This is a genomic window from Acinetobacter sp. YH12105, from assembly GCF_013419095.1.
GTDB lineage: Bacteria > Pseudomonadota > Gammaproteobacteria > Pseudomonadales > Moraxellaceae > Acinetobacter > Acinetobacter pseudolwoffii.
In genome coordinates, this window is record NZ_VPAU01000001.1 from 185,294 (window position 1) to 210,988 (window position 25,695).

23 protein-coding genes and 1 tRNA gene are annotated in these 25,695 nt (G+C 42.6%); 11 read left to right on the forward strand and 13 right to left on the reverse strand.

The genetic code is table 11. The features are described 5' to 3' along the window. Positions 1-125: 125 nt before the first annotated feature. The 6 genes from FTU44_RS00920 to hrpA form a co-directional block, all read right to left on the reverse strand. Entirely contained in the window at positions 126-452 is a 327-nt protein-coding gene (locus FTU44_RS00920; protein WP_005097359.1) for a gamma-glutamylcyclotransferase family protein, read from the reverse strand. Between the two features lie 30 nt (positions 453-482). Next, entirely contained in the window at positions 483-2,198 is a 1,716-nt protein-coding gene (locus FTU44_RS00925) for an AAA family ATPase (RefSeq protein ID WP_005097360.1), read from the reverse strand. A gap of 89 nt (positions 2,199-2,287) precedes the next feature. Continuing rightward, positions 2,288-4,294, reverse strand: coding sequence for a hypothetical protein (locus FTU44_RS00930; RefSeq protein ID WP_159138340.1), 2,007 nt, complete (start codon positions 4,292-4,294; stop codon positions 2,288-2,290). A gap of 160 nt (positions 4,295-4,454) precedes the next feature. Further along, the gene (locus FTU44_RS00935; protein WP_100355380.1) at positions 4,455-5,231 is read right to left on the reverse strand and encodes a 1-acyl-sn-glycerol-3-phosphate acyltransferase; all 777 of its coding nucleotides are present in this window, start codon (positions 5,229-5,231) and stop codon (positions 4,455-4,457) included. A gap of 26 nt (positions 5,232-5,257) precedes the next feature. After that, positions 5,258-6,367: a beta-ketoacyl-ACP synthase III gene (locus FTU44_RS00940; protein ID WP_005170328.1), complete on the reverse strand. Its 1,110-nt coding sequence runs from the start codon at positions 6,365-6,367 to the stop codon at positions 5,258-5,260. 30 nt (positions 6,368-6,397) lie between these two features. Then, positions 6,398-10,348: an ATP-dependent RNA helicase HrpA gene (gene hrpA, locus FTU44_RS00945; protein ID WP_180049111.1), complete on the reverse strand. Its 3,951-nt coding sequence runs from the start codon at positions 10,346-10,348 to the stop codon at positions 6,398-6,400. 489 nt (positions 10,349-10,837) lie between these two features. Here hrpA and ahpC point away from each other — a divergent pair, with 489 nt between their 5' ends. Continuing rightward, positions 10,838-11,401, forward strand: a complete 564-nt coding sequence (gene ahpC / locus FTU44_RS00950) for an alkyl hydroperoxide reductase subunit C (RefSeq protein ID WP_005097370.1) — start codon at positions 10,838-10,840, stop codon at positions 11,399-11,401. Between the two features lie 304 nt (positions 11,402-11,705). After that, positions 11,706-11,912 carry a KTSC domain-containing protein gene (locus FTU44_RS00955; protein ID WP_159138342.1) on the forward strand — a complete coding sequence of 69 codons (207 nt, stop codon included), beginning with the start codon at positions 11,706-11,708 and terminating at the stop codon, positions 11,910-11,912. Here the strand turns inward: FTU44_RS00955 and FTU44_RS00960 are convergent. Continuing rightward, a complete protein-coding gene (locus tag FTU44_RS00960; RefSeq protein WP_159138343.1) occupies positions 11,909-12,514 on the reverse strand; it encodes an O-methyltransferase in 606 nt (201 codons plus the stop codon). The two genes, FTU44_RS00955 and FTU44_RS00960, sit on opposite strands and share 4 nt — an antisense overlap. Before the next feature lie 23 nt (positions 12,515-12,537). Next, positions 12,538-12,756: a DUF1653 domain-containing protein gene (locus tag FTU44_RS00965; RefSeq protein ID WP_005097373.1), complete on the reverse strand. Its 219-nt coding sequence runs from the start codon at positions 12,754-12,756 to the stop codon at positions 12,538-12,540. A gap of 232 nt (positions 12,757-12,988) precedes the next feature. Here FTU44_RS00965 and ahpF point away from each other — a divergent pair, with 232 nt between their 5' ends. From ahpF to FTU44_RS00980, 3 genes are all read left to right on the forward strand, one after another. Beyond that, the gene (gene ahpF / locus FTU44_RS00970) at positions 12,989-14,554 is read left to right on the forward strand and encodes an alkyl hydroperoxide reductase subunit F (protein WP_180049113.1); all 1,566 of its coding nucleotides are present in this window, start codon (positions 12,989-12,991) and stop codon (positions 14,552-14,554) included. 271 nt (positions 14,555-14,825) lie between these two features. Then, entirely contained in the window at positions 14,826-15,074 is a 249-nt protein-coding gene (locus FTU44_RS00975; RefSeq protein WP_005097376.1) for a hypothetical protein, read from the forward strand. 146 nt (positions 15,075-15,220) lie between these two features. Beyond that, positions 15,221-15,421 carry a hypothetical protein gene (locus FTU44_RS00980; protein ID WP_005170312.1) on the forward strand — a complete coding sequence of 67 codons (201 nt, stop codon included), beginning with the start codon at positions 15,221-15,223 and terminating at the stop codon, positions 15,419-15,421. Here FTU44_RS00980 and FTU44_RS00985 read toward each other — a convergent pair. Beyond that, positions 15,405-16,043: a LysE family transporter gene (locus FTU44_RS00985; RefSeq protein WP_159138587.1), complete on the reverse strand. Its 639-nt coding sequence runs from the start codon at positions 16,041-16,043 to the stop codon at positions 15,405-15,407. The two genes, FTU44_RS00980 and FTU44_RS00985, sit on opposite strands and share 17 nt — an antisense overlap. A 126-nt stretch (positions 16,044-16,169) precedes the next feature. Continuing rightward, entirely contained in the window at positions 16,170-16,736 is a 567-nt protein-coding gene (locus FTU44_RS00990; protein WP_005170309.1) for an FxsA family protein, read from the reverse strand. A gap of 125 nt (positions 16,737-16,861) precedes the next feature. Here FTU44_RS00990 and ruvC point away from each other — a divergent pair, with 125 nt between their 5' ends. Continuing rightward, positions 16,862-17,407 carry a crossover junction endodeoxyribonuclease RuvC gene (ruvC, locus tag FTU44_RS00995; protein WP_004278925.1) on the forward strand — a complete coding sequence of 182 codons (546 nt, stop codon included), beginning with the start codon at positions 16,862-16,864 and terminating at the stop codon, positions 17,405-17,407. Positions 17,408-17,686: 279 nt separating this feature from the next. Here ruvC and FTU44_RS01000 read toward each other — a convergent pair whose 3' ends face one another. Then, entirely contained in the window at positions 17,687-19,168 is a 1,482-nt protein-coding gene (locus FTU44_RS01000; protein WP_180001285.1) for an NAD(P)H-hydrate dehydratase, read from the reverse strand. A gap of 23 nt (positions 19,169-19,191) precedes the next feature. Here FTU44_RS01000 and queG point away from each other — a divergent pair, with 23 nt between their 5' ends. From queG to bioB, 3 genes are all read left to right on the forward strand, one after another. Next, entirely contained in the window at positions 19,192-20,286 is a 1,095-nt protein-coding gene (queG, locus tag FTU44_RS01005; RefSeq protein WP_180049115.1) for a tRNA epoxyqueuosine(34) reductase QueG, read from the forward strand. A gap of 109 nt (positions 20,287-20,395) precedes the next feature. Continuing rightward, positions 20,396-20,596 (forward strand): hypothetical protein, encoded by a 201-nt coding sequence (locus tag FTU44_RS01010; protein ID WP_180049117.1) that lies wholly within the window; start codon positions 20,396-20,398, stop codon positions 20,594-20,596. Between the two features lie 144 nt (positions 20,597-20,740). Continuing rightward, a complete protein-coding gene (gene bioB / locus FTU44_RS01015; protein WP_100329905.1) occupies positions 20,741-21,742 on the forward strand; it encodes a biotin synthase BioB in 1,002 nt (333 codons plus the stop codon). Between the two features lie 16 nt (positions 21,743-21,758). Here the strand turns inward: bioB and FTU44_RS01020 are convergent, their stop codons facing one another. Both FTU44_RS01020 and FTU44_RS01025 read right to left on the reverse strand, forming a co-directional pair. Then, positions 21,759-21,986: a hypothetical protein gene (locus FTU44_RS01020; RefSeq protein WP_074383544.1), complete on the reverse strand. Its 228-nt coding sequence runs from the start codon at positions 21,984-21,986 to the stop codon at positions 21,759-21,761. 1,282 nt (positions 21,987-23,268) lie between these two features. After that, positions 23,269-23,345, reverse strand: a tRNA-Ile gene (locus FTU44_RS01025). Between the two features lie 797 nt (positions 23,346-24,142). Between FTU44_RS01025 and FTU44_RS01030 the strand changes: the two genes are divergently transcribed. Together FTU44_RS01030 and FTU44_RS01035 are read left to right on the forward strand one after the other, a co-directional pair. Further along, complete coding sequence (locus tag FTU44_RS01030) at positions 24,143-24,697, forward strand: 1-acyl-sn-glycerol-3-phosphate acyltransferase (RefSeq protein ID WP_005097390.1); 555 nt, start codon at positions 24,143-24,145, stop codon at positions 24,695-24,697. A gap of 245 nt (positions 24,698-24,942) precedes the next feature. Next, the gene (locus FTU44_RS01035) at positions 24,943-25,692 is read left to right on the forward strand and encodes a YebC/PmpR family DNA-binding transcriptional regulator (RefSeq protein WP_005097391.1); all 750 of its coding nucleotides are present in this window, start codon (positions 24,943-24,945) and stop codon (positions 25,690-25,692) included. Positions 25,693-25,695: the final 3 nt, after the last annotated feature.

The following is a 25,695-nucleotide window of genomic DNA, read 5'->3' on the forward strand; positions in this document are numbered from 1 at the left end:
CGGAAGATTCATCTTGGTTGTAAGCTTTCCAAGCTAAAATAAAAGCGATACAAAAAAATAGAATGATCTTTAACAAGCTGTGACCTGATAAAAATTTAAAAATTTACTGCATGACAAATCCGAGCCTAATCTTTTAAGGCATAAACCAAACTTTCTATCATCTCGCCGTTTTCCAAATATACTTTAACCGGAATCCGTTGATATTCATCACCTTCAAACGCATCCAGCTCTTCCCAATATTGGGGAAGATGCTCAGATATAAATACATAACCCTGAACAGTCTCGCCCGAATCACTGAGCTGAATGCCCGGGCTACCAAATTCAGCCCCCCAGCCACGCTGTTGCAAATGCCCACGGATATAAGCGGCTTTCCAGCTTCCCCCAATCCGCTCCATGACATGGGCATTGGGTTGCTGCGGACGAAGCGTGCCGTATACGAATAAACTATGCATCTTAAAAGTTCTGAAGGATCATTTCGGGGATTACTCTACAAATAACAGTGCCAGACGGACTTGGTCATAGGCCATTTTAGGCGTGGTGAGTTCTACAATCGGGCGCAACTTAATCGAGCCATCATCATTAAAATGCTCAGCACTTTGACGTTTGGTTAAGCGTTTATAAATTTTACGCACCTGCTCCACCACTTCCTCACCCGGATGAGCCACCGAAATATCCAGTCCCTGCTCTTTGTGTAAACGGCCTAGATGATTAATGATTGTCGCTGGCGTCAGACCACGTTCAGTCGCGATATCCGCAACTTCATAGCCTTCTTCAAACAGTGCTCGGGTTTCATCCAGTGTGGCAGTGGCATAACTCTGCTTCGTGCCACTCTTGGAAATTTTCTTTTCATTGCGCTGGATTTCTGCTTCATTCAATGTGCCACCGCAGTGACGAATAAAGGCTTTATGCTGCGCAGTCAAATCGACATTTTCAAAATTCGCTTCGGCTTCATCAGAAAGTTCCTGAAAACGACGATCAGCTTTAATCGCTAAACTGTCAAGTTCCAAAGCCTGCTCATTAAAGCCTTTTAAACGTAAGCCATTTAAGCTTTTCAACCGTGACAGCGCCACATAACCTTGACCTTTCTCGAAAGTATGACTCAGATCAATTTCTGCTGCTTCCAAGGTCATCCCTTGAGATTTATGAATGGTAATCGCCCAGGCCAAGCGTAAAGGAATTTGCTGGAAACTGGCAATAGTCTTACCAGCTTCATTGTCTACCGACCAGGTTTCCGGCTCCACCACCAAGGTCGTGCCATCGGTCAGTTTTACTTTGGGCAGCACACCATATTCATCGTCTTCTTCAAAACTGATCACTTCACCCAGACTGCCGTTGATATAGCCCATATCAAAGTTATTTTTTACAAACATGACTTTGGCATGCTTTTTCAAGGTTAAGGCTTCTGGTGCACGTACTGAAGATTTTAAAGTTTCAATCAGCTTTTCATTGCCATCACACTGGGCATCAAACTGGCGCGGATCATTGTCAATTTCATTCAGATGTTTAAAGTTAAGACTATCCACATCCATATTATGGGTATACAGACGCGTATAGGTATCGCCGATTTCTTGATGTCGGGTTGCCTGTAAAGCCGTGCGATGTTCATGGCTAATCGCCTGCGCACGGATCGCATTCAGGATGTCATTCAGATAATCATTGCCCTGACGATGCTGCTCGGTCAGATAACAGACCCGAAACTTGGCTTCTACCCAGGCTTCCGACATAAAGCAGAATTTATCGCGATTACGCTCGTCATTCTTACCGACTGGCGGCAACTGGAAAAAATCCCCGGCCACAATTACCTGAATACCGCCAAAGGCTTCATCACTGTCCTTAAAATATTTCAGCACCTGATTGACCAGATTCAGCTGCTTGGCATGCAGCATGGAAATTTCATCAATAATCAGAACTTGGGCATTTTCCAGATGTTCTTTTAAGTATTTACGCTCTTTCATGCGCTTTAAGTCATCTTCGGACAAAAAGTCTTTAATCCCAATGCCGGCCCAGGTGTGAATGGTCATACCATTCATATGCGTGGCTGCAATACCGGTCGATGCCGTAATCGCGACGGCGACTTTACGCGCTTTTAAATAATTAATATATTGATTCAGCGTATAGGTTTTTCCTGCACCCGCAGAACCGGTTAAAAAGACATTTTCTCCTGCTTTGAGTAACTTAAGGGCAGTTTCCTGTTTCATAAGAGCAATACCGTGAAAGAACGGCTATAGCCTAACGATTTTTGGCAGAAAAGTTAAGCGTCATGGCGGAAAACCACTTAATCTTGCACTTAAGCCTGCAAGTTGAGCCAGTTGATAAAATGCATCGCGATATTGCTATATTCAGCTTCTGCCTTTTGATTGTTCGGATATTCCAACTGATCGAAGATCACTTGCCCATTGACGATTCGACAGCCCAGAATTAAAGGTAAACGCACATCCGGATGCGACATGCGAAAGGCCACATATTGCCCTTCAATAATCTGCTGGGCATAACTGGCAGCCAGACAGTTCCTGAAAACCTTGGATTCTTCCAGAATACGATCCAGATTTTTAAGCTCCTCAAAACGCCAGTTGAAATATAATAAAAATGAGGCCTGCGTCAAAGGTGACCAAGTTACGAGCGCAAACTCTTTTTTCAGCTTGGCCATCATTTCCTGCTTCTGAATCTGATCATGCCAGATCACGGCCTGAGCGAATAATCCACTCCAGCTGAGGTTTTTCGGAATCTCGTTATGACTGGAAAAATATTCCACCAGATAGTCACGCACATAACTGTCAAATACAGACTCACGCACATGTCCACTGTGTAAATAAAACAGCTGTCTAAATTCGACAAAAGGAATCCGATAGCGCTGCAACACATGATAGAAATCCCGATTCTGCTGGCTTTGAGGCTGAATATAGGTCAAGACTTCTTCTGGAAGATGTGTGGTAATTTTATATAGATGCTGCATATATGCCTGCATCACCCGGCTCAGTTGCAAATAGACTTTCTTGGTGATCTGATCATCCATTTTGACCACGTTACGCAGCAGTTCTATCCATTCGTCCAGATACAGAATCGAGGGAGTGATGGCAATCCGCTGATCATCCATCGATTGGCGTGTGCCTTTTAAGACCACCGCCTGATTATGCTGATGTTGAAACCAGTCATGCTGGATTGCATATTCATGCATGCTATGAATAAACAGTCGCGCTGAGACATATTGAAAATATTGTAAGGTCGCCAGAATAATCTGCGGATGAATATGATGGCTGTCTACAAAACTTAAGGCCGTCACTGCCACCCGCACGCTGCTGTGCTGAATATTGCTACTGATCCAGTCCAGTACTTCGGCTGGTTGCCTGAAAATCCAGTTCACTGCACGATGACAGTCAAATAGTGGTAATCGGGCCACCTTTTTTTGCCATAAATAGGGATGATTTTCCAGAAAATTTCGTTTGGCTAATAAGTCATCGCGATGCCAGACCTCACGGTTCATCAAACGGACAAAACCGAGCAGGTGGCTCTGCTCCTCGGCATGTCGATACAACAGCCGAATATCATCGCTGTGATCATTCAGTTCATGTAAATTAAAACGCTCTTCAAAAGACAAGGACATAATCCGAAACGTCGCCGGATGCAAAAACTGTGCGGCACTAAAACAGAATTCATCCAGAGTGTCCATTAAGGACTGGATGGACAGGAACTCATCCTGCTGTAGAAATGCCAAAGAAAAAGCCTGTTGCAAGCTTTCAAGAATTTGCGGGGGAATATCCTGTTCGTCCAGAACAACGTTTTGCATGACTGGTGTTGTATACAACCCGGCCTCTATTAAATGATGATCAATAATCTCAGCCTGAACCACCGACATCTGTCGCAGGAATGCCAATACCCGTGCTGGGCCATTTACCGCTTCATAGACCTGGTTCAGAATCAGTTTGCGTAATTGCTTGGCTTTGTCACGTAAATACAGCGAATGCTGCGGTTTCAAGTCCCCAGTCAGGAAATAGATATCCTGTAAAAAAAATTCTTCTAGCGCTTCTGCTTTGTATTGCTGAAAATAAAAATGACTCTCAACCAAAACGGGTGCAGTTCCGGAGTCCAGTGCATATGCAGTATAAAACTGGATATAGAACAACCCGTCCAGCAATTCAATCCGGTATTGACCCTGCTGAATTTTTAATAGATTTTGTGCAGTCAGATGACCAATCATCGCCATCTGATCCAGATAAAGCTGGTTCAACTCCGGAGAAATCCGCAAACATTGTTGTGCCAGCAATTTTAACGGCGCTACCCAACCACCCTGTTCCATATACGCACCTATTTATTTTATTTTTATATTGAATCATGTTGAGCCCTCGATCATCGATCAGTGACTATTTGACCATACATTATGGCAGTACTCGCACAATAAAACAGCACTGCAGGATGACTTCTAAATATAGCGCATCTCAATATGTCACAACTTGGATTTACAACGAGGATTCGGTTGCCTGCTGGTCTTGCTGACGCTGCACAGTGAGCGCTGCCAACCCCGTATAAATATGCTGTTGCAAGCTATGCCGAAACTCAACCAGCTCTTCTTGCGTCTGCACCTGAGCAATCGATAGTCGTGGCATAAACTGAAAATAAAAGGGCAAGCGTTTTGGCAACAGGTGTTTGGGCAGAGAAGGAATCACATCGCCCTGACGTAGTAATTTATTGAGTTGTGGTATTTTAAGTAGTGTTTGAAAATACTTATGCTGGATAATCTTATTGGCATTAAAGCCAATCTCATAGACCTCATCCGCACCGAGAGCGGCAAAAGGGACAAGATCATAGTTGAATTCTTGCGCCAGCTTTAAAAAGCCGTAACGCTGCTTCCAGATCAGCTGATACTGCTCACCCTGACGTTTGAGCACTTCACGACCGCCACCCGGAAAGACCAGAATGGAATAGCCTTGCTGCATTGCAGCACGCACATAGGCTTGTGTTCCATCAATGGCACCAAACTTTTTCACGGCTTCACGCCACAGCGGCACATAAAAATGGCTATGATCTGCAATACTGACCACAGCCACCTTATGTTCGTTGTAGAGGTAATCAATCAGCATCGGCGCATCAAAGATGCCATACATGGAATGATTACCGACATACATTGCAGGTCGACTGGCATCCATATACTCAGCCCCTAAAAATGTCGGGGTAAAATATAACTTGGAGAAGGCACTTAAACGCCTGATCCACTGCCCGTCATGCTTGGCCTGCAATCTGTCTACTCTCTATTTATTGCGGATCATGCCACACGTTTTTGAACCAGAATCGAACCCACTGAATAACCAGCACCGAATGAACAAAGTACGCCGTATTCACCATCTTCCACTTCATGGGCAGTGCGGTGTAATGCAATGATCACGCCTGCAGAAGAAGTATTGGCAAACTCGTTCAGAATCATCGGCACCAGACCAGGTTTGGCATTTTCTTTGCCAACCACCAGTTTCAGGATCAGTTCATTCATACTGGCATTGGCTTGATGGAGCCAGAAGCGTTTCACGCCAGTCGGTGCAATCTGATTCTTCTCCAGTTGCGCTGTAATCATTTTCGCAACCAGTGGGCAGACTTCTTTAAAGACCTTACGGCCATCCTGACGGAAACGCTTGTCATCAATGTCGGCATTTTCAGAGGTATTCAAGAAACCAAAGTTATTGCGGATGTTATTCGAAAACTGGGTGAACAACTCGGAATCCAGAATTTCAAAACCGGTTTTGCTTTCAGTGTTTTCAATAATTGAAGCGGTTGCCACATCACCAAAAATAAAGTGACAGTCACGTGAACGAAAATCGGTATGTGCAGAGGTAATTTCCACATTAACCAATAACACACGACGCGCACCAGCCTTAATCGCATCATAGGCCTGTTTCAGACCAAATGTTGCTGCCGAGCAGGCCACATTCATGTCATAGGCATAGCCTTTAATTCCTAAAGCGGTTTGAATCTCGATGGCAACGGCAGGATAAGCACGTTGCAAATTCGAGCATGACAAAATCACGATATCAATATCTTCAGCAGTTACGCCTGCATTTTCCATCGCCTGCTTGGCTGCGATTACACCCCATTCTGCTTGCAGTGAAATTTCATCATCTGCACGTTCAGGTAAATTCGGACGTAAACGTTTCGGATCTAGAATACCGCTTTTTTCCGCAACATAACGGCGTTGGACACCAGATGCCTTTTCAATAAATTCTGCACTAGAACCACGACGCGCTTCAATTTCGCCTGCAGCGATTTTGTCCGCATTTTCGTGATTAAACAGTTCCACATAAGCATTTAAACTTTCAACTAATTCTTCATTGGTGATGACATTTTCCGGATGGAACAAGCCAGTACCCGTAATGCGGATGCCCATGTAAAACTCCTTCTCTGAATTACCTATATCTTAACTGATTCCAAGACGATCCCATACTTTTTGCAAGCGAGTTGGAGACACGGGTGCTTTTGTTTTCATCGGTTGTGAAAACAATGAGATTCTTAACTCCTCGACCATGAAGTACAATTCTTTCAGACGAGGGTCATCTTTAAACTTGAACAATTTTTCCATCCATTGATCAATTTGGTCAATGGCGGAATTGTCCCTTTGTAGATTATTGGGCAAGCGGTCTAAACGCAAGATCAAGGCTTTCAAATAACGTGGAAATTCGATCCATACATCGGATGGTTTACGATATACAAAGTCAGAAAGACTCATTAAATCAAGTTGATCTTCAATATCATTGATATTTTTCTCAAACACAGAATGGTCTAAAACCAATAATTTCCGGCGGATTTCCTGCCACTGGATATAAATATCTGTAATCTCTTTCAGGGTAACTTGCCCATGACTTAAGAAAGATTTTTTTACATCTTCAACCAGTTTTTGGAACTCTTGCGCATTGACAGGTAGCTCATTCATGGACACTTGCAGTGTGGCATAAACTAACATTTGTTCTAGTTGGGCCTTGTCACCGAGTGGCGAATAAGCCAGTGCCAAAGGTTTGGAGATCTGTTTTTTTAACTGGCGAATCAGGTCTCCCAGTTGCATATGCACCAGTCGGATCACCCCTTCACGATGTTTTTTGATCGCTTCCGCCTGATCGTTAAAGGTCTGAATCACCACGCCCGACTCATCTTTTTGCTCCAGTGCAGCAAAGGCTTTGGTCGGCACCAGCGCCTGATACTGCTTGACCACGACACCCGTGACTTTTTGTGAGGCTTCAAACACAAAACTTTCCGGGAAGGTTTTAAATTCACCTTTCAGCTGCTTGACCGGACTATGGGTTTCAGCCCGGCAACGTGCTTTCAGCTCTGACAAATCACGACCCTGTTCAATGACACGACCTTTTTCATCAGTGACTTTAATAAACGGTAACAGATACTGTTCGACCCGGTCAAAGCTGAAATCTTTCTCAGTGATTTGATCGCCACGTAACTGGAACGCCAGGAAACCAAAGATATGTTTCTGCAGATCCTGTACATCGACTTTTGCCATGAGTTTTCGTGCAGTATCTGGAATTGGCACCAGATTACGGCGCTTGTCCTTCGGCAAGCCTTTTAGCAATGCTTCAATCAGGTCCAGACGCCAGCCTGGAATTCCCCAGGACCAGATTGATTCATCTACCTGAGCCAAGGCTTGCAGTGGAATTTTAACTGTCGCGCCATCTTCATCATGACTCGGGTCAAAGCGATAGGTCGCTGCCAGACGAAGTTCACCATTACGTAAATAGTCAGGAAATTGCTGTGTGGTTGGACGGTCATTCAGCCATAATGCATCATCATCAACAAATAAATAACGTGGCTGCTGAGGCTCAACCGTAGCCCGCCAATCTTCAAAAGTACGGCGGCTGGCCACTTCAGCTGGCACTTTAGATGCATAGAACTGGTAAATGGTTTCTTCGTCTACCACCAGATCACGACGACGCAATTTATCCTCAACCCGTTCGACTTCTTCCAGTTTAAGCAAGTTATGCTTTAAAAATGGCGGACTAATACCGAGATGACCCGTAGTTAAAGCATCGCGTAAGAAAATTTCATGCGCCGCAGCCTGATCGACTTTTTCATAATTGATTGCTCGTTTTGGCTCAATGATCAGACCAAATAATGAAATCTGGTCATAAGCGTTCACCACACCGGCTTTTTTCGACCAGTGCGGTTCAAAATAATGATGCTTGAGCAGATCGCGGGCGGCTAGCAGTATCCATTCCGGTTCAATCTTGGCCAGAGTGCGTAAATACACTTGCGAGGTTTCCACCATCTCAAAAGCCATGACCCACGGCGTATTGCTCTTATGCAAAGTCGATGCCGGGAAAATCCGGGCTTTCTGCTGACGTACCGCCATAAACACATTACGTTCATCGGTCTTGTTGGCAATAAACGACAATAAGCCGGTGAGTAATGCACGATGCAGATTTTCATAACTGGCAGCTTTGTCATTAAATGACAGTTTTAGACCTTGAGCCAAATCCACCAGTTGTTCATGGGTTTTTTTCCATTCACGTAAACGCAGCCAGCTCAAGAAATGATTCCGCGCAAATGTACGGCGTTTATTCTCACTCATACTTTCGCGATTGCCGTGCAATGTTTCCCAGAGTTTTATATAGAACAAAAAGTCAGAATCAGCTTCACGGAACAAGGCATGTTTCTGGTCGGCCTGCATTTGTTTGTCTGCAGGACGTTCACGCGGATCTTGCACCGCGAGCGCCGCAACAATAATCAAGACTTCGTTTAAAACCCCAAAATGTGCGCCACCCAAAATCATACGGGCCAGACGTGGGTCAATCGGCATTTTTGCCATTTGCTGACCGATTTTGGTTAATCCACTGCTTTGAAGTCCTCCGTTGTTAAAGGAGGGTTTTTCTGTCGCAAGAGCTGCTTTCTCAAGCCCCCCGTTATCAAAGGGGGACTTAGGGCGATTTGATTTTTTCTCACTCATTGCCCCCAACTCAATCAGCAACTTACGGCCATCATTCACCAGACGGTGATCCGGTGGTTCGATAAAATCGAAGTCCTCCAGCGAGCCTAAACCCAGACTCTGCATCTGCAAAATCACCGATGCCAGATTGGTACGCTTGATTTCAGGTTCAGTAAATTCCGGACGGCTCAGAAAGTCATCTTCCGAATACAGGCGGATACAGACACCGGGCGCAATACGACCACAACGGCCTTTACGCTGATTGGCTGCAGCCTGAGAAACGGCTTCAATCGGCAGGCGCTGCACCCGTGAACGATAGTTATAACGTGAAATACGCGCAAAACCACTATCAATTACATAACGAATATTCGGCACAGTCAACGCTGTTTCCGCGACGTTGGTGGCAATAATAATACGTCGCCCACCACCGGAAGGATTAAAGATTTTTTGCTGCTCTGCCAAGGCTAAACGGGCAAATAAGGTTAAGACTTCAGTATGCCGTGGCCCGTGTTTAATCAGGGTTTCCTGTAGCTCGCGAATTTCCTGTTCTGTACTGGCAAAAATCAGGATATCGGCATGTTCGGGATGGCCTTTTTCCTGGGCATCCTGAAAGCATTCTTCAACTGCTTTAACCACTGCACGTGGCAAGTTTTCTTCAAAGTCATCAAATTCATCATCATCGCTGCCGCCAATGCTCATTTCCGAGATCGGGCGATAACGCAGTTCAACCGGAAAGCTACGGCCCTCTACTTCAAAAATGGGTGCACCATTAAAGTAATTACTAAAACGGTTTACATCCAGTGTAGCAGACGTAATGATGACTTTCAGATCTGGACGACGCGGCAGTAACTGCTTCAGATAGCCCATAATGAAGTCGATATTCAGCGAACGTTCATGTGCTTCATCAATAATAATGGTGTCATATTTGCTTAGGTAGCGGTCATGCGTCAGTTCGGCAAGCAGAATACCGTCGGTCATCAAGCGTACAATTGAATCTTGGGAACCCTGTTCAGTAAAACGCACTTTAAAGGAAATTGATTCCCCGAGTTTTTCGCCAACTTCTTCAGCAATACGCTGTGATACGCTTCGAGCCGCCAGTCGGCGTGGCTGGGTATGTCCAATCAGACCAGTCAGGCCGCGTCCAGCCAGCATGGCAATTTGCGGTAATTGTGTGGTTTTACCAGAACCGGTTTCGCCAGCCACAATAATGACCTGATGCTTTTGAATCGCGGCTATCAGCTTGTCAGCGTATTGGGTAACGGGCAAATCTTGATTCAGCTTGATGTCTGGAAGACGTTCCAGCCGCTGCCGCACTTTCAGATTGGATTTTTCAAATAGTTCCTGATACTGCTTGGCATTGGCATCTTTCCCCTTCTTCAGTCGATTTAAACGGTGACGGTCACGCGCCATTATCCATTGATCTACATTTAAATGACTCTGCACAGAGAAAACACCCACATCAAAAAACCGGAAAAGTTTATTTTACTTGGTTCATTGGCTTTCAGATAGTCGTAGTTCTGTTAAGTGCCGGACAAATTGGCTTTACTCGTCTCATTTCCCTTAATTCGGCGTAGCAAATCGAGCAAATTATCCCGCTACTATCACCTGTCCACATGATTAAGTTTAAGCATAAGCCTAATTTTCAAATTGATATCGAGAGTATTTTGAGGGAAATAGGATTTTTTTCCTGATCTGCCCTTGAATTTTTCAGTTTCAGCATCATGTTTGTTAGCACGAGGAAAAAGAGATAATTTTGTCATGAAGCCATCATCTTGATGCTGCTCAATGAACAAAGCTATTTTGTGAAAATGGAGAATTTTTATATGATTCGGTTTTTCCGATTTTTGTAATGTAAAAATACCATTTCACCAATAAAGTAAATTTCTATAAGCTAATTGAAATTCAAAACAAACCTCAATCATGGAGACAATGATGAGCTTAATTAATACTGAAGTTAAACCATTTAAAGCAACTGCATTCCAAAATGGCCAATTTATTGAAGTAACTGAAGCTGACCTTAAAGGCAAATGGTCTGTAGTATTCTTCTACCCAGCTGACTTCACTTTCGTTTGCCCAACTGAACTGGGTGACCTTGCTGACAACTACGCTGAATTCCAAAAATTAGGCGTTGAAATCTACTCAGTTTCTACTGACACACATTTCACACACAAAGCTTGGCACGATTCTTCAGAAGAAATCAAAAAAATCCAGTATGTAATGGTTGGTGATGCAAACTGGACGCTTGCTAAAAACTTTGACGTATTAATCGAAGCTGACGGCCTTGCTGATCGTGGTACTTTCGTCATCGATCCAGAAGGTAAAATCCAAATCGTTGAAATCAACGCCGGTGGTATCGGTCGTGATGCTCAAGAACTTCTTCGTAAAGTTAAAGCAGCTCAGTATGTACATGCTCACCCAGGCGAAGTTTGCCCAGCTAAATGGAAAGAAGGCGATGCAACTCTTGCTCCTTCAATCGACCTAGTGGGTAAAATCTAATTTTAATTAGATTAAACTGACTCAAAAAAACCACGCTCTTTAGCGTGGTTTTTTATAACTTTTGATTTGATTTATTTTAGAAGTAGTGTTTACACGCAGATTGAGTGTGTGTATTTATCCCGAAATTGCTTGAATCGTCTATTTCTTTGCGATCTATCAAACTGCGCTAAATAAGTTTTAATTTCTCGCTGCAGCTATTTTCTTACAATCCTCTGCCCATTCTTACAATATAGCTATACATCTACAGCACGGCATGGCATAAGTTCAAATGATAAGAAAATAAATATTCAGTGGAGGAACGCATATGCAAAAACTGCTTACAGTGATTTCATGGAAATATAATCCCTCAAGCCGCCACCTGAAAATCGTTTATAGTAATGGCCATACAGAGCTCTATCATCCTGTACCTGAATTTATTTATGACAACCTGCTCAGACGTGAAGATAAAGCTGCTTTCGTATATAAATATCTTGAATATAATTTACATTTCAATAAAGTCTGCATGGATTAAAACTCATGCGATTCACGATATCCGACCATCAGCAGACCCGCACCGACCGGTACAGTGCTGATGATAAAACGCTGATCTTGCTGAATCAGCTGAATAAACTCTTCCACTTCTGCTGCATGTGAAATGACATTATCCACCAGAAGTATCCCATCTTTTGGCTTGAGTAATCGAGCCAAATGCTTCCAATAGCCTAGATAGGCATCGCGCTCTGCATCCAGTAAAATAAAATCAAACTGTTGCTGTGAAGCTTCTAGATATTGCTGCGCATCCATCACTTTAAAATCAATAAGATGTTCAAAACCCAATGTATTTGCATAGTGTTTCGCTTGAGTGACACGTGCTTTATCTATTTCCAGTGTGGTTATCACTGCTTGGGTATGCTGAGCAGCTTCAGCTAGCCATAAAGTCGAATAGCCTGTGGATGTACCGATTTCCAAAATATCTTTGGCTTGCTGGGCACGAATCAACATGGATAAAAATCGACCTGATTCTGGTTCTATATTGCGATATCGTTGCAGTCGATCTGTCTGCTTGAGATCATGCATATGAAATTTTTCATATAATTTATGCATGAATTTTTCAAATTCATCTGGATTTAGCATAGCCCCTCCCTGAGCCTTTTAGCTTAAAGCGCCTGAATTAATTTAAAGCGTTCCACTTCACGATCATCGTTGGTGGTAATGGTTTCAGTGAACATTGTTAAAGGGCGCACCCAAATCGAATAATCCCCATAGAGACATTGATAAACCACCAGCTTTTCTTCAGTTTCACTGTGCGTGGCGACATGTAATACCTGATAAAGCTGCCCTTTATAATGCTGATAAATTCCGCGCTGTAATTCCATGATTCAGCCCTCCTGTTATAGATGCCTAATACTAACTGAATTAAGCAAATATCAAGTTAAATTACTTGAAAATTCTTATTCTAACGCCATATAAAAATCTGAAATTAATGATACATTTTTCAATAAATCAGTAATTCCGATCGATACTATAAAAACAAACTGTTTTACCTATTTTGATTTATGCACTAATATCGCTTTATCAAATAAATATTTATTCCTTTGGAGCTTAGCAATGTTAGACCAAAATACTTCAGCCCAATTAAAAACACTACTCGAACGTCTGGAAAGCCCGATTGAACTGGTTGCGACTTTAAATGATTCCGACAAATCTGCAAAAATCAAAGAACTGGTTGAGGAAGTGGCTGCATTATCTGATTTAGTCACTGCACGCTTTGATGGTACAAACCAACGTGCTCCAAGCTTTGGTATTGCCAAAGCAGGTGAAGAGCCACGGGTCTACTTCGCAGGTCTGCCAATGGGGCATGAATTCACCTCACTGATTCTGGCTTTACTGCAAAGCTCTGGTTATGCACCGAAAGTATCTGCTGAAGTTTTAGAGTCGATTAAAGGCTTAGGAATCAAATCTGATTTTGATGTATTTGTATCACTCAGCTGCCATAACTGTCCGGATGTGGTTCAAGCCTTAAACCTGATTGCAATTTACAACCCGGGTACAACAGCCACCATGATTGATGGGGCATTCTTCCAGGATGAAGTGGAAGAACGCAAAATCATGGCAGTTCCAATGGTGTTCCAGGACAACCAGCATATCGGTCAAGGTCGTATGACTTTGGAAGAAATCGTGGCAAAACTGGACACCAACTCTGCAGCAAAAGAGGCTGAAAAGCTCAATGCTAAAGACGCTTTTGATGTACTGGTGATTGGTGGTGGCCCTGCAGGGAATACCTCTGCGATCTATGCTGCACGTAAAGGCATTAAAACTGGAATCGTGGCTGAACGCATGGGTGGTCAGGTCATGGACACCATGGACATCGAAAACTATACCTCGATTCAAAAAACCCAAGGACCTAAGTTTGCTGCTGAAATGGAAGCACACGTACGTGAATACGGTGTCGACATCATGAACCTGCAACGTGTATCTGACATTAAAGGTGCTTCTGAGACTGCAGATGGCTTGGTTGAAGTCACTTTAGAGAATGGTGCCAAACTGGAATCGAAAACAGTCATCCTGTCTACAGGTGCACGCTGGAGAGAAATGAACGTTCCGGGTGAGCAGGAATACAAAACCCGTGGTGTGGCCTACTGCCCACACTGTGATGGTCCATTGTTCAAAGGCAAACGTGTTGCGGTAATCGGTGGGGGTAACTCTGGTGTAGAAGCTGCGATTGACCTTGCAGGGATTGTAGAGCATGTGACTTTGGTTGAGTTTGATAGCAAACTGCGTGCGGATCAGGTATTGCAAGACAAATTAACAAGCTTGCCAAACACCACGGTGATTAAAAATGCTTTGTCGACTGAAGTGGTGGGTGACGGTTCACAAGTGACTGCACTGAAATACAAAGACCGTGTAACAGATGAAGAGCACACTGTTGAATTGGCTGGTATCTTCGTACAGATTGGTTTGTTGCCGAATACCGATTTCTTAAAAGCAACAGCGGTTGAATTGTCAAATCGTGGCGAGATCCTGATTAATGAGCGTAACGAAACCAATGTGAAAGGTGTATTTGCTGCCGGTGACTGTACCACCGTGCCGTACAAGCAGATCATCATTGCGACCGGTGAAGGTGCGAAAGCATCACTGTCTGCATTTGATTATATCATCCGTTCAGGTCAGTAATCCTTAACAAAACCCTAATAAAGCCCGCTTGAAGCGGGCTTTATTTTTCAATAACTACCGGTTTAGATTCAGTATATTTTATAAGCACTGCGTCCATTCATCTTCTTGCTAATCTTGCCATAAGCATGTCATTAATTTTGATTCTGTATAGATGGTCTGTAACTGTCGATAATCTCGTATTGCAAGCCTGTGAAAGCTCTCCTATGATAGGGTGATAAATCATCTTTCATGATCGAAGAATAAAAAAGGATAACATCCTGGGAGAAGAACAATGCACTACCAATATCAATGTGCCTGCTGCGAAAAAGTAGTGGAATCTACAGAAAAATCATGTCCAGATTGCGGTTCGCATCATATTCGCAGTCCTTTTGGCTTCTGGATTTTGTGTCTGGTGGCCTGTCTTGCTACAGCGATCGTATTTAAAGTGGTGCACGTCTATGTGCAATCACAACAACAAGAAGTTCCCGTACAACACTCTATACTCGATGTTTTACAAGAAGAAAATAAAGGCCTTCGTTAATTTTATTTAGCTCTGATTGAGAGACCTGTTCCGAAAAACAGGTCTTTTTTTATGGTGCTTTAATACCAATATCGCTATGCAGAAAAACAGCTTCATAGCTGCCAGATTTGATTTACAATAGCAATTCTTGGAATGGGAGATATGCAATGGTTCAGTTAATTAAAAAAGGTGGATTACGCGAGCGTGCCAACCGTAGCCTTAGCTATCAGGGTTCTGAAAATACCGAAACCAGCTTAAGACCCAACCGCTATCAAACAGCGATTAAAACACAAGAAAATTTAGTGTCTTCTTCACTTAAACCCACCGAATCCACTTTGGATGATCATCCAGTTAATTCATCAAAATAAGCGCGTCATACCATAACCATAACGCAAAGAGTAAAAATAGCCCGCCTGAAACGATATCAATATAACTCCCTGAACGCTGATACAGAGCTTTAATTTTCGGCTGTGAAATCAGCAACATGAGTAAAGCGAAAGTTATAAAAGTCTGCAAGGGAATAATCACCGCGAGTTGTGCTTTCAGATATTCCGAGGCTGATGAACTCAGTGCCAGTGAAAATACGCTGCTAAAATAGATCAGCGTTTTAGGATTAGAGAGGTTGGTCCATAGACCCAACATAAAGTAATTTTCGGGTTGTGCCAGTTCATTGGAATCATCTTCGGGCTGATGTTTATTCCTAAAACTGCGCACACCACCCTTGAGCATTGTCCAGCCCATTTTTGCCAGAAATATTCCACCGAGCAGCATCAAGACCTGCTGGACCCATGGAAACTGCTCGATTAAAACGGTAAATCCGGCCAGTGTCAGTACCACCCACACGATAATACCGGCCGAAATACCTGCAATAATTTTCAGGGCATTTTGGCGTGTGGTAGATGCAGCACTTTTGGCGATCAGTAGAATATCAGGGCCAGGACTTAGTTGAGCAACAAAATGTAGAAGGCAGATGGTAAAAAGCAGAGACATTAAAATAGCGTTAAATTATAAAAAATGATTATAACGTTTGTTCAAACTAATGAGAATATTCTAATAAAAAACCGAATCATCAGATTCGGCTTAAATATAACCTTTTGAACTTTGCAGATGAATATCTTATTTTGGATTGATATCTTTCATTTCAATTTTTTTCGCTTCAGGCTTCACTTCACGCGCTTCACCATCAATGATGGTTGAATCACCACGACCTGCTTGCTGGTTTTGCATATCCTGCATTTGACGCATCATCTCGGCAAAGGGGTTCTGGCCTTGCGCCCCCCCCATATCGCCCATCATGCCACCCATCATTTTTTCCATCATGGCCTGCTGACGTTTCATCATCGCCTTCATCATGGCAGCTTTAAATACCTGCTGCACGGCTGGAATCAGCATTAATACCGCCAGTACATCGCTAATTAAGCCAGGAAGAAGCAGGAAGAAGCCTGCTAAAATTTTAGGTAAATTTCCTGTTAATGCAGGATCTGCATTCATCTGCCCCATTTGCATTTGCTGCATCTGTGGCATCACACCGGCCGAATATTTACGGATCAGGTTCATACCAATAAAAAATGCAGCCACAAACCAGAAAAATACGTACCACATGCTCCCGACGAGGTCACCCACGCCAATCCAGACAAATACTTCTAGGATTAAGCCTGCAAGGATAATAAGAAATAATTTCATGAAAATTAATCTAATCTCAGTAAAATAAATAATAGGATGATGTAATCAACTGCTTCATCAGGATCAAGCTTTTTTGATACGCTTATGTAACAATATGGGCATTATTCTATTTTTAAAGTGCAGGCATGTCATTAATTATTGGGATTGACCCCGGTTCTCGTTTAACCGGTTACGGAATTATCGAAAAAGACGGCTCCAAACTGACTTTTGTCGATGCCGGTACGATCCGCACCGAAACCACGGAAATGCCTGAACGTTTAAAACGAATTTTTGCCGGTGTAGAGCGGATTGTAAAATTTTATGGCCCAACAGAAGCCGCAGTAGAACAGGTCTTTATGGCACAAAATCCGGATTCTGCCTTGAAACTGGGTCAGGCCCGTGGTGCTGCTGTTGCCGCGCTGGTCAATCTGGATTTAAAAGTTGCTGAATATACGGCGCGCCAGATCAAGCAGTCTGTAGTGGGTTATGGCGCTGCTGATAAAGAGCAGGTACAGATGATGGTGATGAATATTTTAAAACTCAGCATCAAACCGCAACAGGATGCCGCCGATGCACTGGCGGCTGCCATTTGTCATGCACATGCCTCAGGTAGTATGAGTAAAATGGCGGTACTCAATGCTTTGGGCGGCATGGCACGTGGCCGCAGTCGGGTCAGCAGCCGTCGTCGTTAATGTTTAGCGCCGTATTTTAAAGCCTTGAATACCTAAGTCGGGTTGCAGATGCTCTGGAATAATTGCTTGTCCGATTGCACAAGCAGGCTCTTTGTCAACTTCGTGCAATCATTTCCTGAAGCGGTGAATCTGCGCCAACAATAACAAGCCTCCACTTCACCACTACTTAAATTTTTCACCTAGCCTTTTAAATCGAGTGCCACAGCCTGCTCAGCAAACCAGTAGCGCTACCCCACACCTCGCACTTGGCCTGAAATTTTCAGCTTGATTGCAGACAGATTAGCCGCCTTGACGATTAACCACCTGATAAATTGCATGTTTCATGTCCTGCGCCTGCAAACCACGTTCGCCGTTTTTGGCCAGTTCATCCCCTGCCAGTGCATGCAGCGTCACAATTTCATGCAAATGAATGGATTGAGCAAATTGTGCCTTTAGACTGGCAATCATCCCGGCCAGCACATCGCCCATACCACCTGTTCCCATGCCCGCATTCCCAGCAGTGCAAATATACAGCTGTTGTTCCAGAATCAGGCTACCTGAGCCTTTCAGCACCCATTGCCCACCATACTTCTGCCTTAAGGCATGAATCGCTTGAATCCGATCTGTTTCAATGTCCAAGGTTTTACAATCAAGTAAAGTTGCCGCTTCACCCGGATGCGGTGTACTGTAAGTTTTAGAATTTAATTGTTGCGGCTGTTTGGCTAAAAACCACAATGCATCTGCATCTAAAACAATGTCTAAGTCTGAATTTCGAATTAAATCAAACCATGCCTGATATTGCTCTTTTGCCCATTGATCACGTCCCATGCCCATACCAAAACAGACTGCATCGACCTGCTGAATTAAGGCTGTGCGCTGCTCTATGTTGAGAGCATTAATATCACGCAGCATAATATTCGGCGCACGAGACAAAATGGCGGTATGGTGTTTCGCATCACAGACAATGGTGACCTTACCTGCTCCGGCAGCAAATGCCGCTTCTGCTGCCATAATCACTGCTCCGCCCATTTCAGCATGCCCCCCCACCACCAGCACATGACCATAACTGCCTTTATGACCAAAGGCTTCACGTTTCGGTAATTTAATCTGCTGTGAGGAAAGTTTGGCAACTGGTTGCAGTTCGGCATCAACTGGAATGGCAGAAATCAGTTCAACCTTAGCGGCATATTCCTTAGCTTGTCCGGTAAACAGTCCTGCCTTTAAGCCCAAAACCGTATACGTAAAATCCGCTTTAACCGCAATAGGCAAAGGCTGACCGGTATTGGCATGCAGTCCACTCGGTATATCAACCGCGATTTTGAGACCTTTCTGGTCATTGATCAATTGGATGATGGATTGCCAGTTCGCATCCAGCTCACGATTTAAACCAATGCCAAATAAGGCATCGATATAAGCGTCATATTCATGCTTAAACTGAAAATGCGGCCCTACTTTCAATCCAGCATCCAGCGCTTCTTGCCAAGCTTTGGCCAAGTCCACTGATTGACCTTTTTCAGCCGCATAAATATCTACATCGAAACCGGCCTGTTTTAAATATTTTGCAATCAGATAACCATCGCCAGCATTATTGCCCTGACCACAACACACCGCTATTTTCTGTATATTTTTTTCTTTAAATAGCACACTCAGACGCTGTGTGACTGACCAAGCCACCTGCTGCATCAAACCATAGGAACTATTTTGCTGCTGAAACCAACGCTGCTCCCATGCTTGAATACTTTGGCTATGATAAACAGGGCTATGGTAAACTTGTTGCTGCATTTTTTATTCCCTGTCTTTGGTTTATGACAACTCCCGATTCTTACGCACAAATTCAAGTCTATCAACAAGATCCAGCCGAGCTAAAAGCCTGGATTAAAGCGCAGGCGCTAGAATTGGGGTTTTCTGATTGTGTCATTGCCAAACCAGATGCTCAAGCAGAATTAGCGCGCTTACAGGAATATCTGGATCGTGGCTATCATGGCGACATGAAATTTCTGGAAGATAATCTGGAAAAACGTGCCAATCCTGCCTTACTTGTCCCCGGCACGCGCAGCATTATCTGCGTGCGTATGGATTATCTGGTCGAGACTCCAAAGCCACGTTACGTTCCGTATGCACCCAATTCCGCGATTATTGCGCGTTATGCCCGTGGCCGGGATTATCACAAGATCATGCGCGGTCGGCTAAAAACCTTGGCGACAAAAATCCGAGAAAAAGTTGGCGATTTTGAATCACGCCCTTTTGCCGATTCTGCACCCATTTTTGAAAAATCACTGGCTGAAAGTGCTGGCATGGGCTGGACAGGTAAACATACCCTGCTGATTCATAAAAAGTCTGGTTCTTTCTTTGTGCTTGGAGAGCTATTTACTTCTCTGGACCTCCCTTTTGATGCGCCTGCCAGTAAACATTGTGGTTCCTGTACGGCCTGTATCGACATCTGTCCAACTCAGGCCATTGTCGAGCCCTATATGCTGGATGCACGGCGATGTATTGCTTACTTAACCATCGAGTATAAAGGCATTATTCCAGAAGATTTGCGCCGCGGAATTGGTAACCGGGTTTTTGGTTGTGACGATTGCCAGCTAATTTGTCCTTGGAACAGTTTTGCCCAAATCACCCCGGTAGAAGATTTTCATCCACGACATGGTCTGGATCAGGTCAGCTTGCTAGATTTATGGCAATGGGATGAAACCACCTTCTTAAGTGCGACCGAAGGCAGTCCAATGCGCCGTACAGGTTATCAAAGCTTCATGCGCAATATCGCCATTGGTCTGGGCAATGCACCTTTTGATGAAAAGATTGTTCACGCTTTACAACATCAACGGGCGTTACATGACGAGATTGTGCAGGTGCATATTGATTGGGCGATTCAGGAACAGTTGACCAAAACAGCATAAATTTTCAATTTATTACTTCGGCTCACTCGATCTCTTATAAGGCTTACACAATATTTGATCACTTTATGTCATAAAGAAAGAGATGAAAAAATGACGAGAGGGATTGAAGATGCAAGAGCAAGATAAAAAACAGCAACAGCACGAACAGCTAGATCAGCTTAAACATCAGAAGCAACAACAGCAGCAGCCCCAACATGGGCCAATCGATTCTCCTAAGAACAATCAGCATGAGCAGGATGAACGAGTGTTGAACAAGCAGCATCGTGACGATCTGCAAAATCAAAATATTCATGGGGGTCATCGTGAATAAAAAATTTCAGGATTGAATATAATGACAAAGTCCACCCCGTGTGGGCTTTGTTTGTTATAGAAGGTCATATTTTGCTAGTGAGGCAGACACACATTTTTATTAAGATGAGGTGAATGATAAATAAGCACAAACAAGGACAGATATATGAACACGAGTAATGCAGTACGCAATGATTGGTCACGTGAAGAAATACAGGCACTGTATCAGCAGCCTTTAATGGATTTATTGTTTCAGGCGCAACAGGTTCATCGTGAGCACTTCACTGCCAATACAGTTCAGGTCAGCACCCTCCTCTCGATCAAAACAGGCAAATGCCCTGAAGACTGCAAATACTGTTCACAATCTGCGCATTATGATTCCAAGCTAGAAGCTGAAAAACGTATCGCGGTCGATAAAGTCATTCAGGAGGCTAAACAGGCACTGGCTTCTGGAAGCTCTCGTTTCTGTATGGGCGCTGCATGGCGTAACCCGCATGAGCGCGATATGCCTTATGTTCTGGAAATGGTGCAGGAAGTTAAAGCACTCGGTCTGGAAACCTGTATGACACTGGGCATGTTGAATGCATCCCAAGCAGAACGTTTGAAAGATGCCGGTCTGGATTACTACAACCACAATCTGGATACTTCTCGTGAATATTATTCACATATTATCAGTACCCGAAGCTTTGATGACCGTCTCGATACTTTGGATTATGTGCGTCAAGCCGGTTTAAAAGTATGTAGTGGCGGTATTGTCGGACTGGGCGAAAGCCGTAATGACCGGATTGGTTTATTATATGAACTTGCCACGCTGGTCATTCACCCTGAATCTGTCCCGATCAATATGCTGGTTCCAATTGAAGGCACACCAATGGCAGATGTAGAAAAACTGGATGTTATTGAATGGATTCGTACCATTGCAGTGGCGCGCCTCTTGATGCCAAAAAGCTACATCCGCCTCTCTGCGGGCCGTGAATCGTTAACCGATTCAGATCAGGCTCTGGCATTTATGGCCGGTGCCAATTCCATTTTCTCGGGTGAAAAACTTTTGACCACCCCAAATACTGCCCAAGGTCGTGACCAAAAGCTATTTGAGAAATTAGGTCTGGTTGCAGAGCAGCCTAAACCAAGTGTACGTGCATTGGCGACCGATGCGATGGCAGGCTAAGCAATATAGGAGTGAATTAAGTCGCTGAAAAGTTATGTGCAGTAATCAGTATGCCATAGCGGGCATTCAGATAATCTCCAACTCTGATTTGATCCATTCCATTGGCATGATGCACCACCAACTCCTGAGTGATTGCATCATAGCTAAAAGACTCATAACTGTCTTGATGCAGACTAAGCCAATGCAGCGTATCTGCCAGATTGCTGTCTACGATATAGGTATCTGCATGAAAATTTTTGCTCATATGCCCGATCATCAGCTTGGAATTTCACTCTAATTTTAACGGAAATTAGCCAAGTATAAGCATAAAAAAAGTGAGCCCTCGCTCACTTTTTTTTGTAAAACATCAGTCCTTATTGATCCCACACTTACGACACTCCCTGTGTTCCCCGATTTCCTGCATTTGCTCGTACTCATAGATATGCAAGCAAAATAATTTTCTTAATAGCTGAAGCATCTTGAAACTCCTGTTTAATCATTTTTTTAATACGCTTCTTAAGATATTCCTTCCTGAAACATCATGATTTCTGACTAAAAAATCATCTCTTATTTATTAGCATAATTTTCTCAGTTGTAAAATGCATTTCATCTACTTTTCATCTTATTTCCTGATATTTTTTGAAGTGCATCACAGTCCATTCATAAATATAAACTTTTTTCCTGAGGTAAAATTCTTCTAGATAAAAAATCCTCAAGAATGGCTCATAAAACTCATCTATTGAAGCCAGACCTCTTTTTTATAAGTTGATGCAAATATTGCCTAATTTTTATTTAAGTGTAATAGTTAAATTATCGTCAATGGTAAAATCATAAGCATTACGACAATACGAAATTAGTTTTTCAAATCGATTGAATATCTGCTCATTTAATTGTTTTTATTGGAAAAATCCTTTCCACTCCGAAGCAGGTATGTCTTTGAATAGACGATAACAAAATACTGGCAATATATGCTTTTCTATCGACTGATACTCTTTCTTATAAGTTTTATCAGTTCATACAGCTTGCTTTGTCTTCATCCATTTAATCAGTAAATTACCAAACAATAGGTTCTCTTTTTGTTGAGCTTCCAATAACTTCTCATTTTTAGTTTTTAAAATGAGTTCACCATTTTAATACTTAATGGCCATTGAACATGCTTCTCTGACTGAGATTACTGGATAAGTCCCAAGCTATGTCCATTTACCAAGTGTATTCTTAAACCGCAACTGCCATGATTTTTACCTGTTACAACGACTTTTAAATACAAACCCATAATATCCGAAACCCTATACTCTAATTCTTTAGGTTTTAACACTGCAAATTGGGTATCTGTGAGCAATTTAGATTTAGCAATAAAATTATGATTTTCCTAGATTAAACTAGGCTCCTGTATCCTGAGTTATATTTTAAATTTATGATACAAACAAGGATACGAATAGGGTGTTTTTCTACGAGTCTACCTGAGTATTCTTAAGACATACAAAAACCCTTAACTCTTTTAGAGTTAAGGGTTTAGATCTTATATAAAGCTATATAAATATAAAATTTGGTGGGCCCAGACAGACTTGAACTGTCGACCAACGGATTATGAGTCCGCTGCTCTAACCAACTGAGCTATAGGCCCTACATGCTGAAAACTTTATTTATCAATAAGTTCAAGCGTCATGAATACTAGCTAAGATTTTTTTGAAAGACAAGTACTTTTATAACCACTTGAACACTTAGGCAGCAATCATCATGACTTGATTCGAAAGAAATTCTAGTTCTTTAATACTTCAGTCTAAAGACATGCAGAAAAATGGGTATATACAGATCAATTTAAGGCAGCCTAGCCTGAAATATTGACGTCAACCTCATAGAATAAGACATACATTTGATAGATTTGACGTCTCAGTATATTTATAAAGTATCAAAAAATATTTGATAAAACATTAAAAATGATGGAAAAGGATATGAGCTGCACAATAAAGAAAAACTAGAATTGAGACTTCATTTCCTTTTCTTTACGCAAATCCTGCTTAATTTCGATGAAAGACCATACAATTATAAGCACTAAAATCAATAAAGAGACTACAAAGGCTGTAATGTATGTCATAGTTTTCAATCTCAGAGTAGAAAGAACAACAAAATAGAAAGGATTAATACCCCTTCTCTTCTTCGACAAAAGTCTAATAACTAAATCTTGCTCTGGATAGTCATTTTTTCACCATTTTAAGACTTTTTTTATATCTAATAATACTTTTTTAATATCAAAATTTTTTATTTATACATTTTAGCTCTTAATATTTCAGTTTAAAAAGATCAAGAAATTATAGATTTCTACATTATTTACACGTTTTATTTGCCAGCCTATTGACTGAATGGCCGAACAAGAAGAAATTATGCAATTCTCCACATATGGCTTTTACTTAATCTGTGCTTATGCTAAATAAATTCATTGGCGAATCTGCATTTAAACTTGCGGGTTGGCAATATCATGTCGAACCAGATGTACTCGAAGACAAACAGGTCATTATTGGCTTTGAACATACTTCAATGATGGATGCGGTGCTGTCGATTGCCCTCTTCCAGATTTATGATCTTAAAGTTCATACCTTGATCAAAAAAGAACTATTTAAAGGACCTTTCAAACCGCTATTAAAAGCTGTCGGCGGTATTCCTGTTGACCGCAAGGCCAATAAAGATATCGTGACCCAGATGGTGGAGCATTTTCAGAATAATGAAAAGTTTAATCTGGTGATTGCACCAGAAGCGACACGTGCCAAGCAAGGTGAAGCACGTAAACCGATCCGTACCGGCTTCTGGCATATTGCCAAAGCTGCCAATGTGCCGATTGTATTGCTATATGCCAATTCCAGAACCAAACAAGGTGGCATTTTAGGCAAGATTTATCCAACAGATCTGGCTCAAGATCTGGCCTTAATCAAACAGCTCTATAAAGATAAAGTGGATCTGGATATTGTCATTCCGGAATAAGCTCAGTAACAGTGCTCGACATGAACAGATCCTTTGCTGTTCATGTCCTCCTAAAGCATTTGTATAAATTTGAAAAATAAAATCAAAAACTGCACTATAGCATTCCCCTTTTCTATCAATTTAATACAATTTTTTTGTTTTATCCTGAAATCTCAAATCCAGACACTTTTTTTTAAAAAAAAGCTTATGGTAGAATTTCGGCATTCTGATAGGCATACAGCCAATCTACAAGGAGCAAAGTTCGCATGGCGGGTCATTCCAAGTGGGCCAATATTAAGCATCGTAAAGCAAAACAAGATGCGAGTCGTGGTAAGCTTTTTACCAAATATATTCGTGAATTAACCACTGCGGCAAAACTCGGTGGTCCAGATGCAGGTAGCAACCCTCGTCTGCGTGCGGTGGTTGAAAAAGCATTATCTGTAAATATGACACGTGATGTGATCAACCGTGCCATTCAACGTGGTGCGGGTGGCGAAGATAACGACGACCTGAAAGAAGTGACCTATGAAGGTTATGGTGTAGGTGGTGTTGCTGTTCTGGTAGAGACCATGACAGACAACCTGAATCGTACTGTTCCTGATGTTCGCCATTGCTTCTCAAAAACCAATGGTAACTTAGGTACTGCCGGTTCAGTGGCTTATCTGTTTACCAAACGTGGCGAGATCACTTTTGAAGATGTTTCTTTAGAAGATCAAATCATGGAAGTAGCTTTGGAAGCAGGCGCGGAAGATATTGAAATTGCTGAAGATGAAATTCTGGTAATTACCACGCCTGAAAGCTTTGGTGATGTACAGGATGCGCTCACTGCAGCAGGTCTGAAGTCTGACAATGCTGAAGTGGTGATGAGCCCTTCAACCAAAGCTGAAATTACAGATGTTGATCAAGCCAAAATGATTTTGAAAATGATCGATATGTTTGAAGATTTAGATGATGTTCAAAACGTATATACCAACGTAGAGTTTACTGATGAAGTGATGGCGCAATTAGATGCTTAAGCT

Bases quoted from the DNA above. Each gene is read 5' to 3' on its own strand.
- FTU44_RS00920 (WP_005097359.1), bottom strand. From the start codon at position 452: ATGCATAGTTTATTCGTATACGGCACGCTTCGTCCGCAGCAACCCAAT.
- FTU44_RS00925 (WP_005097360.1), bottom strand. From the start codon at position 2,198: ATGAAACAGGAAACTGCCCTTAAGTTACTCAAAGCAGGAGAAAATGTC.
- FTU44_RS00930 (WP_159138340.1), bottom strand. From the start codon at position 4,294: ATGGAACAGGGTGGTTGGGTAGCGCCGTTAAAATTGCTGGCACAACAA.
- FTU44_RS00940 (WP_005170328.1), bottom strand. From the start codon at position 6,367: ATGGGCATCCGCATTACGGGTACTGGCTTGTTCCATCCGGAAAATGTC.
- ahpC (WP_005097370.1), top strand. From the start codon at position 10,838: ATGAGCTTAATTAATACTGAAGTTAAACCATTTAAAGCAACTGCATTC.
- FTU44_RS00955 (WP_159138342.1), top strand. From the start codon at position 11,706: ATGCAAAAACTGCTTACAGTGATTTCATGGAAATATAATCCCTCAAGC.
- FTU44_RS00960 (WP_159138343.1), bottom strand. From the start codon at position 12,514: ATGCTAAATCCAGATGAATTTGAAAAATTCATGCATAAATTATATGAA.
- FTU44_RS00965 (WP_005097373.1), bottom strand. From the start codon at position 12,756: ATGGAATTACAGCGCGGAATTTATCAGCATTATAAAGGGCAGCTTTAT.
- ahpF (WP_180049113.1), top strand. From the start codon at position 12,989: ATGTTAGACCAAAATACTTCAGCCCAATTAAAAACACTACTCGAACGT.
- FTU44_RS00975 (WP_005097376.1), top strand. From the start codon at position 14,826: ATGCACTACCAATATCAATGTGCCTGCTGCGAAAAAGTAGTGGAATCT.
- FTU44_RS00980 (WP_005170312.1), top strand. From the start codon at position 15,221: ATGGTTCAGTTAATTAAAAAAGGTGGATTACGCGAGCGTGCCAACCGT.
- FTU44_RS00985 (WP_159138587.1), bottom strand. From the start codon at position 16,043: ATGTCTCTGCTTTTTACCATCTGCCTTCTACATTTTGTTGCTCAACTA.
- FTU44_RS00990 (WP_005170309.1), bottom strand. From the start codon at position 16,736: ATGAAATTATTTCTTATTATCCTTGCAGGCTTAATCCTAGAAGTATTT.
- ruvC (WP_004278925.1), top strand. From the start codon at position 16,862: ATGTCATTAATTATTGGGATTGACCCCGGTTCTCGTTTAACCGGTTAC.
- FTU44_RS01000 (WP_180001285.1), bottom strand. From the start codon at position 19,168: ATGCAGCAACAAGTTTACCATAGCCCTGTTTATCATAGCCAAAGTATT.
- queG (WP_180049115.1), top strand. From the start codon at position 19,192: ATGACAACTCCCGATTCTTACGCACAAATTCAAGTCTATCAACAAGAT.
- FTU44_RS01010 (WP_180049117.1), top strand. From the start codon at position 20,396: ATGCAAGAGCAAGATAAAAAACAGCAACAGCACGAACAGCTAGATCAG.
- bioB (WP_100329905.1), top strand. From the start codon at position 20,741: ATGAACACGAGTAATGCAGTACGCAATGATTGGTCACGTGAAGAAATA.
- FTU44_RS01020 (WP_074383544.1), bottom strand. From the start codon at position 21,986: ATGAGCAAAAATTTTCATGCAGATACCTATATCGTAGACAGCAATCTG.
- FTU44_RS01030 (WP_005097390.1), top strand. From the start codon at position 24,143: ATGCTAAATAAATTCATTGGCGAATCTGCATTTAAACTTGCGGGTTGG.
- FTU44_RS01035 (WP_005097391.1), top strand. From the start codon at position 24,943: ATGGCGGGTCATTCCAAGTGGGCCAATATTAAGCATCGTAAAGCAAAA.